The sequence below is a fragment of the Streptomyces sp. enrichment culture genome (assembly GCF_964273145.1).
In the GTDB taxonomy this organism is placed as follows: domain Bacteria; phylum Actinomycetota; class Actinomycetes; order Streptomycetales; family Streptomycetaceae; genus Streptomyces.
Window position 1 is genome coordinate 5,012,673 of record NZ_OZ186873.1, and the last position, 16,229, is coordinate 5,028,901.

At 72.8% G+C, this 16,229-nt stretch carries 17 protein-coding genes; 11 read left to right on the plus strand and 6 right to left on the minus strand.

Annotated elements, in window-relative coordinates:
• Positions 1-728: 728 nt before the first annotated feature.
• Positions 729-2,054: a D-arabinono-1,4-lactone oxidase gene (locus ACSU6Z_RS22580; protein WP_437050430.1), complete on the minus strand. Its 1,326-nt coding sequence runs from the start codon at positions 2,052-2,054 to the stop codon at positions 729-731.
• Positions 2,008-3,258: an MFS transporter gene (locus ACSU6Z_RS22585; protein ID WP_437048196.1), complete on the minus strand. Its 1,251-nt coding sequence runs from the start codon at positions 3,256-3,258 to the stop codon at positions 2,008-2,010. Before ACSU6Z_RS22585 ends, ACSU6Z_RS22580 begins: the two co-directional genes overlap by 47 nt.
• A 218-nt stretch (positions 3,259-3,476) precedes the next feature.
• On the opposite strand from ACSU6Z_RS22585, the gene ACSU6Z_RS22590 reads away from it, so the two are divergent.
• Together ACSU6Z_RS22590 and ACSU6Z_RS22595 are read left to right on the plus strand one after the other, a co-directional pair.
• On the plus strand, positions 3,477-4,604 hold the full coding sequence (locus ACSU6Z_RS22590) for a ferrochelatase (RefSeq protein ID WP_437048198.1): 1,128 nt from the start codon (positions 3,477-3,479) through the stop codon (positions 4,602-4,604).
• Between the two features lie 8 nt (positions 4,605-4,612).
• Complete coding sequence (locus ACSU6Z_RS22595) at positions 4,613-5,425, plus strand: inositol monophosphatase family protein (protein WP_437048200.1); 813 nt, start codon at positions 4,613-4,615, stop codon at positions 5,423-5,425.
• 135 nt (positions 5,426-5,560) lie between these two features.
• On the opposite strand, the gene ACSU6Z_RS22600 is transcribed toward ACSU6Z_RS22595, so the two are convergent.
• Positions 5,561-5,734, minus strand: a complete 174-nt coding sequence (locus ACSU6Z_RS22600; protein WP_437048201.1) for a hypothetical protein — start codon at positions 5,732-5,734, stop codon at positions 5,561-5,563.
• A gap of 432 nt (positions 5,735-6,166) precedes the next feature.
• Here ACSU6Z_RS22600 and ACSU6Z_RS22605 point away from each other — a divergent pair, with 432 nt between their 5' ends.
• The 4 genes from ACSU6Z_RS22605 to ACSU6Z_RS22620 all read left to right on the plus strand — a co-directional run bounded on the left by ACSU6Z_RS22605 (position 6,167) and on the right by ACSU6Z_RS22620 (position 9,721).
• Positions 6,167-6,820, plus strand: a complete 654-nt coding sequence (locus tag ACSU6Z_RS22605; RefSeq protein ID WP_069778299.1) for a response regulator transcription factor — start codon at positions 6,167-6,169, stop codon at positions 6,818-6,820.
• Positions 6,821-6,826: 6 nt separating this feature from the next.
• Entirely contained in the window at positions 6,827-8,059 is a 1,233-nt protein-coding gene (locus ACSU6Z_RS22610) for a sensor histidine kinase (RefSeq protein ID WP_437048203.1), read from the plus strand.
• Positions 8,060-8,475: 416 nt separating this feature from the next.
• Positions 8,476-8,772 carry a DUF4193 domain-containing protein gene (locus ACSU6Z_RS22615; protein ID WP_003993510.1) on the plus strand — a complete coding sequence of 99 codons (297 nt, stop codon included), beginning with the start codon at positions 8,476-8,478 and terminating at the stop codon, positions 8,770-8,772.
• 13 nt (positions 8,773-8,785) lie between these two features.
• Complete coding sequence (locus tag ACSU6Z_RS22620) at positions 8,786-9,721, plus strand: hypothetical protein (protein ID WP_437048204.1); 936 nt, start codon at positions 8,786-8,788, stop codon at positions 9,719-9,721.
• Between the two features lie 313 nt (positions 9,722-10,034).
• Here ACSU6Z_RS22620 and ACSU6Z_RS22625 read toward each other — a convergent pair whose 3' ends face one another.
• A complete protein-coding gene (locus tag ACSU6Z_RS22625) occupies positions 10,035-10,496 on the minus strand; it encodes a DUF3093 domain-containing protein (protein WP_437048205.1) in 462 nt (153 codons plus the stop codon).
• Positions 10,497-10,554: 58 nt separating this feature from the next.
• Here ACSU6Z_RS22625 and ACSU6Z_RS22630 point away from each other — a divergent pair, with 58 nt between their 5' ends.
• The 5 genes from ACSU6Z_RS22630 to ACSU6Z_RS22650 all read left to right on the plus strand — a co-directional run bounded on the left by ACSU6Z_RS22630 (position 10,555) and on the right by ACSU6Z_RS22650 (position 14,214).
• Positions 10,555-11,139: a PaaI family thioesterase gene (locus ACSU6Z_RS22630; protein WP_437048206.1), complete on the plus strand. Its 585-nt coding sequence runs from the start codon at positions 10,555-10,557 to the stop codon at positions 11,137-11,139.
• Entirely contained in the window at positions 11,136-11,705 is a 570-nt protein-coding gene (gene dut / locus ACSU6Z_RS22635) for a dUTP diphosphatase (RefSeq protein WP_437048207.1), read from the plus strand. The genes ACSU6Z_RS22630 and dut overlap by 4 nt, the downstream gene beginning before the upstream one ends.
• 1 nt (position 11,706) lies before the next feature.
• A complete protein-coding gene (locus tag ACSU6Z_RS22640) occupies positions 11,707-12,468 on the plus strand; it encodes a DUF3710 domain-containing protein (protein WP_437048209.1) in 762 nt (253 codons plus the stop codon).
• 489 nt (positions 12,469-12,957) lie between these two features.
• Positions 12,958-13,356: an OB-fold nucleic acid binding domain-containing protein gene (locus tag ACSU6Z_RS22645; RefSeq protein WP_437048210.1), complete on the plus strand. Its 399-nt coding sequence runs from the start codon at positions 12,958-12,960 to the stop codon at positions 13,354-13,356.
• A 3-nt stretch (positions 13,357-13,359) separates the two neighbouring features.
• Entirely contained in the window at positions 13,360-14,214 is an 855-nt protein-coding gene (locus tag ACSU6Z_RS22650) for a DUF3159 domain-containing protein (protein ID WP_437048212.1), read from the plus strand.
• 156 nt (positions 14,215-14,370) lie between these two features.
• On the opposite strand, the gene ACSU6Z_RS22655 is transcribed toward ACSU6Z_RS22650, so the two are convergent.
• Positions 14,371-15,048, minus strand: a complete 678-nt coding sequence (locus ACSU6Z_RS22655) for a potassium channel family protein (protein WP_437048213.1) — start codon at positions 15,046-15,048, stop codon at positions 14,371-14,373.
• Entirely contained in the window at positions 15,048-15,719 is a 672-nt protein-coding gene (locus tag ACSU6Z_RS22660; RefSeq protein WP_437048215.1) for a potassium channel family protein, read from the minus strand. Before ACSU6Z_RS22660 ends, ACSU6Z_RS22655 begins: the two co-directional genes overlap by 1 nt.
• Positions 15,720-16,229 lie beyond the last annotated feature (510 nt).

A 16,229-nucleotide genomic window follows, 5' to 3' on the forward strand; every position in this document is an offset into this window, starting at 1 on the left:
GCAGCCTGCCACAACCTTGCCGAGTTGCCCGGCGTGTCGGGCGCGGGCCCTGGATCGCCGTTATGGCACGGTTACCTCTTCGCCACGCTAAGTGACCAACTCCGTCACCCTGTGCACCTAGCCCCCTCCCGGTGGTCCGTCAAGGTCTCGTACCCCCTGTCGGGAGATCTGACCCAGGGTTCGCCACAGTACTCCATTCGGGCCATGTGCGTGGATCGGCACGCCGTCCGACTTCCGGCAAGGGGCGGGGCTCGGTCACCCGGGGCGGTTTCCGCGTCGGCACAAGGGGGCGGCGCGGCGGGCTTCATGCAATCACCAGAAACGGAACTAAAGGTTTCTTCCGTATGTCCCCTTCTGATGTGGTTGGTTGACCGAGCGGCAGAAGTCGGCCGAGTACGGGAATGGCGGGCAAGGGGCGAGGATGCGTGAAAAGCCCGCTGTCCCGGCCGTGGCGCAGTCCCGGAGCGGGAGGGACCGCCCTCCGGGGCGAGGCGGGCAGGAAGCCGATCGACCTGAACACGTCCCGGGTCGCGGGCGGCGCGCTCGCGGCGGCGGTGGCAGCCGAGCGCGCCTCCTCCTCCGGCGTCACGATGGCCGGAACCACCGCCTGCGGACTCACCTCGTGCCGCGGCCCGGGCGACGGCACCGGGGACGGCGCCGCGCCCGCCCCGAGCCCCACCGGGAGCCGGGGTGCCGACGAGGCCCGGACCCGGCGTCCAGCGGCTCGGCTACGGCCCCAGAATCCTCCGCAAGTGGTCGTTCTGGAACCGGCGATCCGGGTCGAGACGGTCCCGCAGCGCCGTGAACTCGCCGAAGCGCGGGTAGAGCCGGGACAGGTGCCCGGCGTCCCGGGTGTGCAGCTTCCCCCAGTGCGGCCGGCCCTCGTGCGCGGTGAAGATGTGCTCGGCGGCGGTGAAGTACCCCCGGTAGGGCGTGCCCTTGAACATGTGGACGGCGATGTAGGCGGTGTCCCGGCCGGAGGCGGTGGAGAGCGTGATGTCGTCGGCCGGGGCGGTGCGCACCTCGACGGGGAAGCTGATCCGCAGCCGCGAGCGGTCGACCATCGCCTTCAGTTCGCGCAGCGTGTCGATGACGGCCTCGCGCGGGACGGCGTACTCCATCTCCACGAAACGCACCCGGCGCGGCGAGGTGAAGACCTTGTAGGGGATGTCGGTGTAGGCCCGCGCGGACAGGGCCTTGCTGGAGATCCTCGCGATCGCCGGGACGGTGGCGGGCACCGCGCGGCCGACCCGGTTGGCCACCTGGAAGACGCCGTTGGAGAGGAACTCGTCCTGGAACCAGCCCTTCAGCCGCCCCATCGGCTGCTCCGGGCCCGCGCTGCGGTTGTTGCGCTTGGTGATGGTGTTCCCGGTGTGCGGGAACCAGTAGAACTCGAAGTGCTCGTTCCCGGCCCACAGTTCGTCGAAGTCGGCGAGGACCCGGTCGAACGGCATGGGTTCCTCGCGGGCCCGGAGCAGGAACAGCGGCTCCACGGCGAACGTGAGCGCGGTGACGACACCGAGGGCGCCCAGACCGACGCGGGCGGCGGCGAAGACCTCCGGGTTCTCCCCCGCGGAGCAGGTGAGGAGCGAACCGTCGGCCGTGACCAGCTCGATCCCCCTGATCTGGGCGGCGATCGAGGCCGAGTCGCGTCCGGTGCCGTGGGTGCCGGTGCCGGTCGCGCCGGCGACCGTCTGCTCCATGATGTCGCCCATGTTCGCCAGCGACAGCCCCTCGCGCGCGAGGGCCGCGTTGAGCCTCTTGAGCGGGGTGCCGGCCGCGACCGTGACCGTCATGGCGGCGCGGTCGATGTCGCGTATGCCCGTCAGCAGGTGAGGCCGGATCAGCACACCGTCCGTGGCGGCTATGGAGGTGAAGGAGTGGCCGGCGCCGACGGCCTTCACCCGCAGTCCGTCCTCGGCGGCCCGGCGCACGGCCTCGGCCAGTTCCCCGGCGGACGCCGGGACGACCTCCCGCGCGGGACGGGCCGCCACGGTGCCTCCCCAGTTACGCCAGGTGCCGCTCTTCCCGCCCGTCTTCCCGTTCGCCGTAATGTTCAACGGTCCCTCCCCGACCCGGAGCCGGCCGCGTGAGCCGGCGGTACCCGAGGAAACCGACCGCGGCCGCGACGGCCCCGGCCACCGCCGGGACCACGTACCCGGCGCGCGCCCCGGCCGCGTCGATCACCCAGCCGGCCGCGGAGGAGCCGAGCGCCACCCCCACCGCGAGCCCGGTGCTCACCCAGGTCATGCCCTCGGTGAGCTGCGCGCGTGGTACGTGCTGTTCGATGAGGGACATCGTCGTGATCATCGTGGGTGCGATGGACAGGCCCGCGACGAACAGCGCAACGGCCAGGAACGGCAGGTTCCCGACCAGTAGGAGGGGGATCATACTCACGGCCATCGCGCACACGCCCAGCAGCCAGCGGCGTTCCGGCTCCCCGGTGAAGCGCAGCAGCCCGAAGACCATGCCCGCCACGCAGGAGCCCGCCGCGTAGAGGGCGAGCACGAGGCTGGCGGCGGCCTGGTGCCCCCGCTCGTCGGCGAAGGCCACGGTGACCACGTCGACCGCCCCGAAGATCGCCCCCGTCGCCACGAACGTGGCGACCAGCACCTGCAGGCCGCGCGAGCGCAGCGCGCTGCCGCCGCCGCGCTGCTCGCGCGGATGCGGCGCGGGCTCGGTGGCGCGCTGCGCGGTCAGCCAGAAGACGCCGACGGCGAGGAAGCAGGCGGCCAGCAGCGGACCGGCCTCCGGGAACCACGCCGTGGACAGGCCGATGGAGATGATCGGCCCGAAGATGAAGCACACCTCGTCCACCACGGACTCGAAGGAGTACGCGGTGTGCAGCTTCGGGGTGCCCCGGTACAGGGCCGCCCAGCGGGCTCGGACCATCGCGCCGACACTGGGCACGCAGCCGACCCCCACACAGCACACGAACAGCACCCAGTCCGGCCACCGCCAGTGCGCGGCCGCCAGCAGCCCGGCCGCCGCGACGAGCGACACCAGGGTCGCCGGGCGCAGCACCCGCCGCTGCCCGTACTGGTCGACCAGCCGTGAGACCTGCGGTCCCGCGACCGCCGCGGCGAGCGCGATGGTGGCCGACAGGGCGCCGGCCAGGCCGTACCGCCCGGTCAGCTGCGAGACCATGGTGACCACGCCGACGCCCATCATCGACAACGGCATGCGGCCGAGGAGGCCCGCGGCGGAGAAGCCCTTGGAGCCGGGGGCGGCGAACAGGGCGCGGTAGGGGCTGGGCACGGGGTCTCCGGTGGTCCGGTACGGCTCGGGCGGGACAGGACCGGCACGACGGGCCGGTGGATGCGGCAGGTCGTGCGGGACAGTGCGTCCGTAAGGCGCCAATGCGGCTGATACAGCTTACAGGTTAGGTGACCCTTATACACCTCCGAGGCGGCGGGGGCGCCGCGTGTCACCCCCGCCGTTTCCCGGCTGTCGGTGGCGGGTGGCAGGATCGAGACATGCCAGACGTGCTCGACGCCACCCCCTACGACGCCCTGCTCCTGCTCTCGTTCGGCGGCCCCGAAGGGCCGGACGACGTGGTCCCGTTCCTGGAGAACGTGACGCGCGGGCGCGGCATCCCCACCGAACGCCTGAAGGAAGTCGGACAGCACTACTTCCTCTTCGGCGGAGTCAGCCCGATCAACGCGCAGAACCGCGCCCTGCTGGACGCTCTGCGCAAGGACTTCGCCGAGCACGGCCTGGACCTGCCGGTCTACTGGGGCAACCGCAACTGGGCGCCGTACCTGACGGACACCCTGCGCGAGATGGTCCGCGACGGCCGCCGCCGCATCCTCGTCCTCGCCACCAGCGCCTACGCCTCCTACTCGGGCTGCCGCCAGTACCGCGAGAACCTCGCCGACGCCCTCGCGGCCCTGGAGTCGGAGGGCCTGGAGCTGCCGAGGATCGACAAGCTGCGGCACTACTTCAACCACCCGGGGTTCGTCGAGCCCATGATCGACGGGGTGGTGCGGTCCCTCGCCGACCTGCCGCAGGAGGTCCGGGACGGCGCCCACATCGCCTTCACGACCCACTCGATCCCGAACTCGGCCGCGGACACCTCCGGCCCGGTGGAGGAGCACGGCGACGGCGGCGCCTACGTCAAGCAGCACCTGGACGTCGCGCGGCTGATCGCCGAGGCCGTCCGCGAGCGCACCGGCGTCGACCACCCCTGGCAGCTCGTCTACCAGTCCCGCTCCGGCGCCCCGCACATCCCGTGGCTGGAACCCGACATCTGCGACCACCTCGAGGAGCGGCACGCCGCCGGGGTCCCGGCCGTGGTCATGGCCCCCATCGGCTTCGTCTCCGACCACATGGAGGTCCTGTACGACCTCGACACGGAGGCCAAGGCCAAGGCCGAGGAGCTGGGGCTGCCGGTGCGCCGCTCGGCCACCGTCGGCGCCGACCCGCGCTTCGCCGCCGCCGTCCGCGACCTCGTCCTGGAGCGGGCCGCCACCGAGCGCGGCCAGCGGGTCGCGCCGTGCGCCCTGGGCGCGCTCGGCGCCAGCCACGACCTGTGCCCGGTGGGCTGCTGCCCGGCTCGCACCCCCCGGCCCGCCGCCGCGGGCGCCGACAGCCCCTACGCGTGAGGAGCCCCGTGACCGACCCCCTCCACTCGGAACTGCTGGAACTGGCCCGGGAGGCCGCCCTCCGCGCGGGCGAGCTGCTGCGCGACGGCCGTCCGGCCGACCTCGCGGTCCACGCCACCAAGTCCAGCCCGGTCGACGTGGTCACCGAGATGGACCTCGCGGCCGAGAAACTGATCACCGGGCTGATCACCGAGCGCCGCCCGGACGACGGCATCCTCGGCGAGGAGGGCGCCGCCACCGAGGGAACGAGCGGCGTCCGCTGGGTCGTCGATCCCCTCGACGGCACGGTGAACTACCTCTACGGCCTGCCGAGCTGGGCCGTCTCCATCGCCGCCGAACAGGACGGCGAGACCGTCGTCGGTGTGGTCGCCGCCCCGATGCGCGGGGAGACCTACCACGCGGTCCGCGGCGGCGGCGCCTGGGTGACGGGGACACGGCAGGAGCGCCGGCTCGCCTGCCGCCCCGCGCCGCCCCTGGACCAGGCCCTGATCTCGACCGGCTTCGCCTACGTCGCCGAGGTCCGCGCCCATCAGGCCGAGATCGCCGGGAAGGTGATCCCCCGGGTGCGCGACATCCGGCGCGGCGGCTCGGCCGCGATCGACCTGTGCGACGTGGCCGCGGGCCGCCTCGACGGCTACTACGAGCGCGGCCTGAACCCCTGGGACCTGGCCGCGGGCGACCTGATCGCCCGGGAAGCGGGCGCGCTGACCGGCGGACGCCCCTCCCGGCGCCCGTCGCGCGAACTGGCGGTCGCGGCCCCGCCGGGCGTCTTCGAACCTCTCCAGGGCCTCCTGGAGGACCTCGGCGCCTGGCACGACTGAGGGGGCGGCGACAGCCCGCCCGCGGGACGCGCGGCCGCGCGTCCCGCGGGCGGACAGGCGGAAAGGCGGGAGCCCCGGCGCTGGAACTCGCCGGGGCTCCCTCTTGTTCGTTCCATCCGTCGTACGCGGGCCGGATCAGGCGCTGTTCGCGCCGACCTGCACACCGTGCTCGGCGGCGAGTCGGCGAAGGTCGTCGAGCTCGCTCAGCTCGACCTCGACGAGGAAGTCGTCGCCCTCCTCCCGGGCCCGCGACAGGTCGGACTCGGTCGCCTCTATGCGCTGCAGAAGTCCTGCGGTGAAAGCGTCCATGCTGCGCCCCCTCGTCCTGGGTCGTGGGTCGGTGGCACGGGGGTGTGCCATTGCGGGAAAGGTGGCGATCACGTCTGCGACGGGTGCCCGGCGCCGACCGGCCGGGCGGCGACGGTGCCGGACACCCACGCCGCCCTGCGGGAAGCGGATGGCTGTGCACCAGGTGGTCGTACGGTACGCGCAGAGCGTGATCGTGGGGTGTAAAGCCGTCCTCCCCACACGCCTTCGCGCGGAAACCTCGGCCGGGTAAGAAAATTTCCCGCCCCTGCCCCGTCCCCGCTTCCGTTCCCGCCCCGAGCCGGCCGCCCGGCTTCCGCCTTACCGCCGACTTATGGCCGAAAAGGGCAGGATGGAGGCGACACACTCACCAAGACCCCTGCCCGCTCGCGCCCCCGGGGCGCCACGGGCGTTCCATGAGGAAGGACAAGCGACGTGCGCGTACTCGTCGTCGAGGACGAGCAGCTGCTCGCCGATGCGGTGGCCACCGGACTGCGCCGGGAGGCCATGGCCGTCGACGTCGTGTACGACGGTGCGGCCGCTCTGGAACGCATCGGCGTCAACGACTACGACGTGGTCGTCCTCGACCGCGACCTCCCACTGGTGCACGGTGACGACGTGTGCCGCAAGATCGTCGAGCTGGGCATGCCCACGCGCGTGCTGATGCTGACGGCCTCCGGTGACGTCAGCGACCGGGTGGAGGGCCTGGAGATAGGCGCCGACGACTACCTGCCCAAGCCGTTCGCGTTCAGCGAGCTCATCGCCCGCGTGCGGGCCCTGGGTCGGCGCACCAGCGTGCCGCTGCCACCGGTCCTGGAGCGCGCGGGGATCAAGCTGGACCCCAACCGCCGCGAGGTCTTCCGCGACGGCCGGGAGATCCAGCTGGCGCCCAAGGAGTTCGCCGTCCTGGAGGTCCTCATGCGCAGCGAGGGCGCGGTGGTCTCCGCGGAGCAGCTGCTGGAGAAGGCGTGGGACGAGAACACCGACCCGTTCACGAACGTGGTGCGGGTGACCGTCATGACGCTGCGCCGCAAGCTGGGCGAGCCGCCCGTCATCGTCACCGTCCCGGGTTCCGGGTACCGGATCTGATCGCCCGTGGCCACGACACCCGCGCCTCCCCAGGCGCCCCCCAAGCCCACCTGGGACCCCCGGCCGGCCCCGCCCTTCCCGTGGCTGCGCCCCACCATCCGGATAAGGCTCACCCTGCTGTACGGCGGGATGTTCCTGATCGCCGGCATCGTACTGCTGTCGATCATCTACCTGCTGGCGGCGAACGCGCTGAAGGTGGGCAGCGACCTGCCTTTCAGGATCGTGTCCGGACAGGTGTCCAGTGAGATCTGCCACCTGCGGAGCCTGGAACTGCCCGCGGACGAGCTCAACCGCTCACTGAACGACTGTGTCAACGAGCAGCGCCAGCACGCCCTGGACAGCCTGCTCAGCCGCTCCCTCCTGGCCCTGCTCGGCCTGGCCGTGATCGCCTTCGCCTTCGGCTACGCCATGGCCGGCCGGGTGCTGTCGCCGCTGGGCCGGATCACCCGCACGGCGCGCGCGGTGGCCGGTTCCGACCTCTCCCGCCGGATCGAGCTGGACGGCCCGGACGACGAGCTGAAGGAGCTGGCGGACACCTTCGACGACATGCTGGAGCGGCTCCAGCGGGCCTTCACCGCCCAGCAGCGCTTCGTCGGCAACGCCTCGCACGAGCTGCGCACCCCGCTGGCGATCAACCGCACCCTTCTGGAAGTGCACCTGTCCGACCCCGACGCCCCGGTGGAGCTCCAGCAGCTCGGCAAGACCCTGCTGGCCACCAACGAACGCAGCGAACAGCTGGTGGAGGGCCTGCTGCTGCTCGCCCGCAGCGACAACCAGATCGTCGAGCGCAAGCCGGTGGACCTCGCCGAGGTGGCCACGCAGGCCATCGACCAGGTGCACGCCGAGGCGGAGGCCAAGGGCGTGGGGATCCGCGGCCGGCGCAACCCCGCGGTGGTCCAGGGAAACGGCGTGCTGCTGGAGCGGATCGCCCTGAACCTGGTGCAGAACGCCGTGCGCTACAACGTGGCCGAGGACGGCTGGGTCGAGGTCACCACCGACATCGAGCACGGCCAGGCGGTCATGGTGGTGAGCAACACGGGACCGGTCGTGCCGGCGTACGAGATCGACAACATCTTCGAGCCCTTCCGGCGGCTGCGCACCGAGCGCACGGGCAGCGACAAGGGAGTGGGCCTCGGCCTGTCCATCGTCCGGTCCGTGGCCCGGGCGCACGGCGGGCACATCTCCGCCCGGCCGCGAGAGGGAGGAGGGCTCGTGGTGCGGGTCACCCTGCCGGTCTGAGATCATGGCGCCGATCACCGAGCCGACCTGCGGGGATGTTCGCTTTGGGCTGAATTTCCGAACCGCCGGGCCCTCGGACCACCAGAGATCACGTGTGTGATCGATCACAGCGGCACTTTTCCGGTCATTCACTCTCCGTGATCTGGTAATCCTGTAAAACGCCCGGAAAATCCGGGTTTTCAGGGGTCTTGATCACGGGAAGTACACGGGGAGGCGGCTTTGAAGCGCGGCCATGCGACCGTGTACGGTCCCCATCGCCATCCAAGCCGATCACTCATGCGGAGTCCGGTTGGGTGTCGATTGAGTAACAGACCTTGATGTGAGGCAAAATCTCCGCCTCAGGTCGGGCACAAGTCCGGCCTCTCACGCGTTACGTGCGCGGAAGACACCGCAGACACCCAGAGGGGGAGAGCGACATGGCAACCGATTACGACACTCCACGCAAGACCGACGACGACGTCGACTCGGACAGTCTCGAAGAGCTGAAGGCCCGGAGGAACGACAAGTCGGCCTCCGCGGTGGACGTCGACGAGTTCGAGGCCGCGGAAGGCCTCGAGCTTCCCGGCGCCGACCTCTCGAACGAGGAACTGGCCGTCCGGGTGCTCCCGAAGCAGCAGGACGAGTTCACCTGCATGAGCTGCTTCCTGGTGCACCACCGCAGCCAGCTGGCCCGGGAGAAGAACGGCCAGCCGATCTGCCGCGACTGCGACTGAGGACCGGTCGGCCGTGACTGGCTCGACCCCTCCTTGGAAGCGCCGCTTCCCCAAGCGGGGAGCGGACCGAGGGCCGCACGACGGCCCACAACGCGCGCGTGACGCGGAGCGAGGCCCGGCCGGCACAGGAGGGGCCTCGCTCGAACCGGCGGCCGAACGCAGCGACCTCCCGGCACCCGTGGAGGTCCCCGCGCCGGCCGCCCGACGCCGGGTGGCGGTGATCCGGGACAAGGCCCGGCAGGGCGCCCGCAGGGGCGGTGACCGCGCCCGGGCCGCCCTGGGCCACCTCGCCGACCGGATCATCGAGCTCGCCCCGCGCATCCCCGTACGGGACCTGGCCACGCTCCGCCGGCAGTTCCCGGACCTCGGCCCCGAGGAACTCGCCGACAAGCTGGTGGCGGGCGCCGTGAGGGGCACGGCCACGGTCGGAGCGGGCGTCGGCGCGGCCGCGGCACTGCCCGTGCCGCCCGCGATGCCCACGGAGCTGGCCGCCGAGGTCACCGGCGTCGCGGCGATCGAACTGAAGCTGATCGCCGAACTCCACGAGGTGTACGGCGTCCGCCCGCCCGGCGGCCTCAAGCAGCGCAGTACCGCCTATCTGAACTCCTGGGCGTCGGAGCGCCGGGTCGACGTGAGCAGACCGTCGACGCTGAGCACCGCGCTGAACGGGCACGCCAAGCGCGAGCTGCGCCAGCGGATCATGAAGCGGATGATCCGCAACCTGCCGAACCTCACGCCGTTCCTGGTCGGAGCGGCCGTCGGCGCGGCCATGAACCGGCGGGAGACCAGGAAGCTCGCCGAACGGATCCGCGCGGACCTGCGCAAGGTCCAGGTGCCGTGGGACGCGCTGGAGGAACTCCCCGCCCTGGAGCGCCCGGCGGACGCCCTGGAGATGGGCGGTTCCACGAAGGAGCCCGATCACGGCCGCCCCGGAGACGGCGGCCGCTGAAACCGCCGCCCGGCAGGAGGCGTGCGCCGGCACGCCGGGCCCCGGCCGGCGGCCACGGCGGGCGTTCCCCGGTGACGCGGGCCCCGCTGGAGCACGTCCGGTACCGGCCCCGCACCCCTGCCGGGGCGTCCGCGGCGGGACGGCGCCCGGATCACCACCGCGGCGCGGCGCGGCGCCCGCCGACACGGCCCTTTGGGCACCTCTTCCCGCAGCGGGCGCCCGCGGCCCGGAGGGCGCCGCCCTGCCCCGGCGGACCGGCGCGGGCCGGGCCGTACCGGCCCGGAGGGCGTCGGTGGCGGTGCCCCGCGTGGCCCTACGCGGCCGCCTTCGCCGCGCGCAGGGCCTCCACCAGGCGCTCCGGCTCGCGGGTCGACAGGTACAGGTACGGGGTGGGGTCCTGCGGATCCGTGACCTCGACGCGCACGGCCGTGGGGATGTAGGCGCGCAGCAGCAGGAAGGCGCGGGTGTCGGCCTTGTGGGTGCGCCAGGCCCGGGCCTCCTCGGGGCCGAGGATCTCCGCCTCGCCCAGTGCCGCGACCGGGACCTTCGCGTCACCCGCGATCAGCGAGTCGCCCACCACGCGGATGCGCACCGAACCGTAGGCGCTGGCCGCCACCGCCGCCACCGCCGTGCCGCCGGCGAGGCCGCCGAGCATCGGCAGCGTGCCGAACGGCAGCAGGATCAGGGCGGCCGAGACCCCCACCAGGAAGGAGATCAGCCACCAGGAGCGGGGCGCGGTCAGGCGTTCTTCGTACGGGGCGGCGGCAAGCTGCATGGCGTCAAGCTTGGCACGGTATCCGGGGACCGTCGGCGCGCGGGTAAGGTCTGCGCCTGTGAGTGGTACTTCCGCGGCTCTTCAGCCCCCCGCCGACGCGGTGCGCCCCGTGCGCCATCCCGACGCGCCCGCGCCCGGCGAGCTCCTCGGCGCGCACTACGGCCAGTGCTTCGGCTGCGGCGGCGAGCAGCCCCACGGACTGCGCCTGCGGGCGCGGGCCGGCGAGGGCGTGTCGATCACCGCCGAGTTCGAGGTGCGGCCCGCCCACCAGGGCGCCCCCGGCCTCGCCCACGGCGGGGTGCTCGCCAGCGCCCTCGACGAGACCCTCGGCTCGCTCAACTGGCTGCTGCGCACCATCGCCGTGACCGGGCGGCTGGAGACCGACTTCCTGCTGCCCGTGCCCGTCGGCACGACGCTGTACCTGGAGGCCGAGGTGACCGCCGTGGCCGGACGGAAGATCTACTCCACCGCCACCGGCCGCACCGGCGGCCCGGACGGCCCCGTCGCCGTCCGCGCCGACGCCGTCTTCATCGAGGTCGGGGTCGACCACTTCGTCGAGAACGGCCGCGAGGAGGAGATCCGCGCCGCCATGGACGATCCGGACCGGGTGCGCCGTGCGCGGGCCTTCGAGGTGAACCCGTGACCGCCGCCGGCCGCGACCCCGTGGAGGTCCTGATCCGGCGCGTCGATCCGGACGTACCGCTCCCGACGTATGCGCACCCGGGTGACGCTGGTGCCGATCTGCGCACCACCGTCGCCTGCGAACTCGCCCCCGGCGAGCGGGCCGTCCTGCCCACGGGGGTGTCTGTGGCACTCCCGGAGGGGTACGCGGCCTTCGTGCACCCGCGTTCCGGCCTCGCCGCCCGATGCGGTGTCGCCCTCGTGAATGCCCCGGGGACGATTGATGCCGGGTACCGTGGGGAGATCAAGGTGATCGTGGTGAATCTCGATCCGCGCGAGCCGGTGCGGTTCGAGCGCTTCGACCGGATTGCCCAACTGGTCGTCCAGCAGGTCGAGAGGGTCCGCTTCCGCCAGGTCGCGGAGCTTCCCGACTCGGCGCGGGCCGAAGGGGGCTTCGGGTCCACCGGCGGCCATGCGGCGGTGGACCGGACAGACGGCACGAGCGGCACCAGCGGTCAGGCCGCCGCAGGCGGCACGACGGGTGGGAATCGATACGCTTCGGTCGTATCCGACCGGGAAGGACAGTGACGTGTTCGGACGTCGCAAGAAGAAGGGTGCCGCCGAGGACGCGGCCGGCGAGGCCGAGCAGGTCGTCGACAGCGTCGACACCGAGGCGGACGACGAGGGCGAGCGCGAGCGGCTGCGGCTCGAACCCGGACCGCGGCCCGACGGCCCCTGGGACATCTCCGAGGTGCGCGACCCGGCCGAGGGCCGGGTGGACCTCGGCGGCCTGTTCGTACCGGGCGTCGACGGCATGGAACTGCGGGTGGAGGTCGCGGGCGACGCGATCGTCGCGGCGACGGTCGTCCTGCGCGACAGCGCCATCCAGCTCCAGGCCTTCGCCGCGCCCAAGCGCGAGGGCATCTGGGGCGAGGTGCGCGAGGAGATCGCGGCCGGCATCACCCAGCAGGGTGGCATCGTCGACGAGGTCGAGGGCCCGCTCGGCTGGGAGCTGCGGGCCCAGGTGCCCGTGCAACTGCCCGACGGCACGGGCGGTTTCCAGGTCGTGCGGTTCGTCGGTGTGGACGGACCCCGCTGGTTCCTGCGCGGCGTGATCTCGGGTCAGGGCGCGGTGCAGCCGCAGGCCGCCGGGCTGCTGGAGCAGATCTTCCGGGACACGGTCGTGGTCCGCGGCGAGGGGCCGATGGCGCCCCGCGACCCGATCGTCCTGAAGCTGCCGAACGACGCGCAGATGGTCCCCGAGAGCGTCCAGCAGGAGGAGGGCGGATCCCGCTTCTCCGGCGGCATGGGCCAGCTCCAGCGCGGCCCGGAGATCACCGAGGTCCGGTGACGGGCCCGTACCGGCCGGAGTGGACGAGGAGGGCCGCGCCCCGTACCGGGGCGCGGCCCTTCGTCCGTGCGGATCCCCGGGACACCGTGTGCGCACCCCCCGGTGCGCCGGGAACGCCCTGCGCGGACCGGCACACGCGTGCGGCACGCGACGCGACGGGCGGTCCCGGCCGATGCCTCGTACGCCGTTCCGCCGGCCGGCGGCGGGCCCGCCTCCCCGGGCCTTCCCCGCGCCACGGCGACGCCCCGCGCGGCGCGGTGCCGGCCTCGGGCCGGGGCAGGCCGTGGCCCGCGGCTCCGCACGGCGCGGCCGAGCCGCGGGCCGGAGGCGGACCCGTCGCACCCGAGGCACTTCATCACCGAGCCGGGGACGGGGGCCGGCCCGGGCGCTGAGGCGGCGTGCGAGTGGACGCGCGTTCGGGCGGTGGCGCGTTCGAGTACCGGGGCCGGGGGCTACGTACCCGTCGGTGCGCCCCGGTAGGCTTCAGGCATGAGTGCTGTTCCTCGTCCCGACAAGCCGGTGGGCCGGTTCCGGCGCATGTTCGACCGGCTCTCCTCGTCGCAGGAGGACCTGGAGTCCGAGGAACTGCGGGAGGACGCCGACACCGCCGGCTGCACGCCGATCGGTGACTGCCAGGACCGGCAGATCGTCACGGTCACTGGTACCTTGCGCACGGTCACCCTGCGGCCGCGCGCGGGTGTTCCGGCCCTGGAGGCCGAGCTGTTCGACGGCTCCGCCGCCCTGGACGTGGTGTGGCTGGGCAGGCGCTCCATCGTGGGCATAGAGCCGGGGCGCAAGCTCATCGCATCGGGCCGGATCTCGATGAGCCGGGGCCGCCGGGTGCTGTTCAACCCGAAGTACGAACTGCGACCCCTCGGACGGGAGTAGCCGGTGACGTCCCTCGACAAGCCGACCGAAGACACCGACAACACCGGAGACAACGAAGCGGACCGCGCCCGGGCGGTGACGGAGGCCGCGCTGTTCGAGGCGTTCGGCGGGGTCCGGGGCATGATCGAGACGGTGCTGCCCGGCCTCCTCTTCGTCACCATCTACACGATCAACAAGGACCTGCACCTGTCGGCGATCGCGGCGCTGGCCGTGTCGCTGGCGCTGGTCGTGGTCCGGCTGGTGACGAAGGACACGGTCAAGCACGCCTTCAGCGGCGTCTTCGGCGTCGCCTTCGGTGTCGTCTTCGCGATGATGACCGGCAACGCCAAGGACTTCTACCTGCCGGGCATGCTCTACACGCTGGGTCTGGGGCTGGCGTACATCGTCACCACCCTGGCCGGTGTCCCGCTGATCGGCCTCATCCTCGGGCCGGTCTTCAAGGAGAACCTCTCCTGGCGCACCCGCAACCCGGGCCGCAAGAAGGCGTACGAGAAGGCGAGCTGGGCCTGGGGCCTGATCCTGCTGGCCAAGTGCGCGATCCTCTTCCCGCTGTACTGGTGGGCGGACACCACCCAGCTCGGCTGGGTCCTGGTCGCCCTGAAGATCCCGCCCTTCCTGCTCGCGGTGTGGCTGACCTGGGTGTTCCTGGCGAAGGCACCCGCTCCCATCGACGTGTTCGCGGAGATGGAGGCCGCCGAGAGGGCCGAGAAGGAGGCCAAGGACGCGGAGGAGCGGCGGCGGACGGCCGGGAGCTTCGAGGAGGCGAGGGAACCGCTGGCCGACGAGACGCTCCAGCGGCTCGCGGACGGCGAGGACCGGTCCGCCGCCGATTCCCGGGGCCGGCACCGGAAGGGCTGACGGCCCGCCGCGGTACGAGAAGCACCGGCGCGAGAGGCACCGAGCCACGAGCGGTACGACGCGGAGCGTGAGGCGTGCGACGCCGAGCATCGCGGGGTGTACGACGCGGGGGGCGTCCGGAGATCTCCGGGCGCCCCCCGCGTCCTACCGGGCGGGTCAGCCCGCCGTGTCCCGGCGCCGCACCGACAGCAGGTCCTCCAGCTGCTCCTCACGGGCCTGCGCGGCCACGAACAGCAGCTCGTCGCCGGCCTCCAGGGAGTCCTCCTGGGTCGGGGTCAGCACGCGGGTGCCGCGGATGATGGTGACCAGGGAGGTGTCCTGGGGCCACTCCACGTCCCCGACCTGGGTGCCGGCCAGCGCCGACTCCTCCGGCAGGGTCAGCTCCACCAGGTTGGCGTCGCCGTGGCTGAAGCGGAGCAGCCGGACCAGGTCGCCGACGCTCACCGCCTCCTCGACCAGGGCCGACATCAGCCGCGGCGTGGAGACGGCGACGTCCACGCCCCAGGCCTCGTTGAACAGCCACTCGTTCTTGGGGTTGTTCACCCGGGCGACGACGCGCGGAACGCCGTACTCCGTCTTCGCCAGCAGCGAGACGACCAGGTTGACCTTGTCGTCGCCGGTCGCGGCGATGACGACGTTGCAGCGCTGGAGCGCCGCCTCGTCCAGGGACGTGATCTCGCAGGCGTCGGCGAGCAGCCACTCCGCCTGCGGGACGCGCTCGACCGAGATGGCGGTCGGCGCCTTGTCGATCAGCAGGACCTCGTGGCCGTTCTCCAGCAGTTCGCCCGCGATCGAGCGGCCGACCGCGCCGGCTCCGGCAATGGCGACCCTCATCAGTGACCGCCCCTCTCTTCGGGACCCTTGGCGAACGCCGCCTCGACCTTGTCGACCTCGTCGGTGCGCATCATCACGTGCACCAGGTCGCCCTCCTGCAGCACCGTCTGCGAGGTGGGCAGGATCGCCTCCCCGAGCCGGGTGAGGAACGCCACCCGCACGCCGGTCTCCTCCTGGAGCCGGCTGACCTTGTGGCCCACCCAGGAGGTGGAGGTGTGCACCTCGGCGAGCTGGACCCCTCCGGTGGGGTCGCGCCACAGCGGCTCGGCGCCCGAGGGCAGCAGGCGGCGCAGCATCTGGTCGGCCGTCCAGCGGACCGTGGCGACGGTGGGGATGCCCAGGCGCTGGTAGACCTCGGCTCGGCGGGGGTCGTAGATGCGGGCGGCGACGTTCTCGACGCCGAACATCTCACGGGCCACACGGGCGGCGATGATGTTGGAGTTGTCACCGCTGGAGACGGCGGCGAAGGCACCGGCCTCCTCTATGCCCGCCTCGCGCAGGGTGTCCTGGTCGAAACCGATCCCGGTGACCCGCCGACCGCCGAACGAGGAGCCCAGGCGGCGGAAGGCCGTGGGGTCCCGGTCGATCACGGCGACCGTGTGCCCCTGCTGCTCCAGGGTCTGGGCCAACGCGGAACCAACTCTTCCACAGCCCATGATGACAATATGCATCGCGTCACACCGCGCTTCCCACAGGCCCTGTGACCTTCGTCGATCTCGTGCTCATGTCTCTCTTCTCGGCTCGCCGGGCGACACGTCACGGCCCGGACGCGGACCGCGAGGCACCATCATGCCGGTGGGCACCGGAGGAGACGCCCTCCGGGGCCCGGGACGCCGGGTTCCCCTGCCGGGGACCAACGTATCCGCCCGGGCCGGGAGCCGCCGAGGGCCCGTGCGACCCCGCCGGTGTGCGCCGGGGCCACCCGGCCGGGACGGGGCCGGTTCCCGCCGGCAGCCCTTCGTTCCCGCGGCGGACCGGTCCTCCTCCCCGGGGTGATCCGCCCCCGGCGCCGGAGCCGTGACGGCGGTCTTCCTCCGCGGCCGGCCGGACGGCGAACCGCCGGCGCCGTGTCCGCCGCGGCGCGGTGACCGGCGCGCACGCCCGCCCGGTGCCGGCGCAGGGCCGGGGCATCGGGCGGGGAGAACCGCTGGTGCGGGAGGTGCGGGGGACAGGGCGCCCAG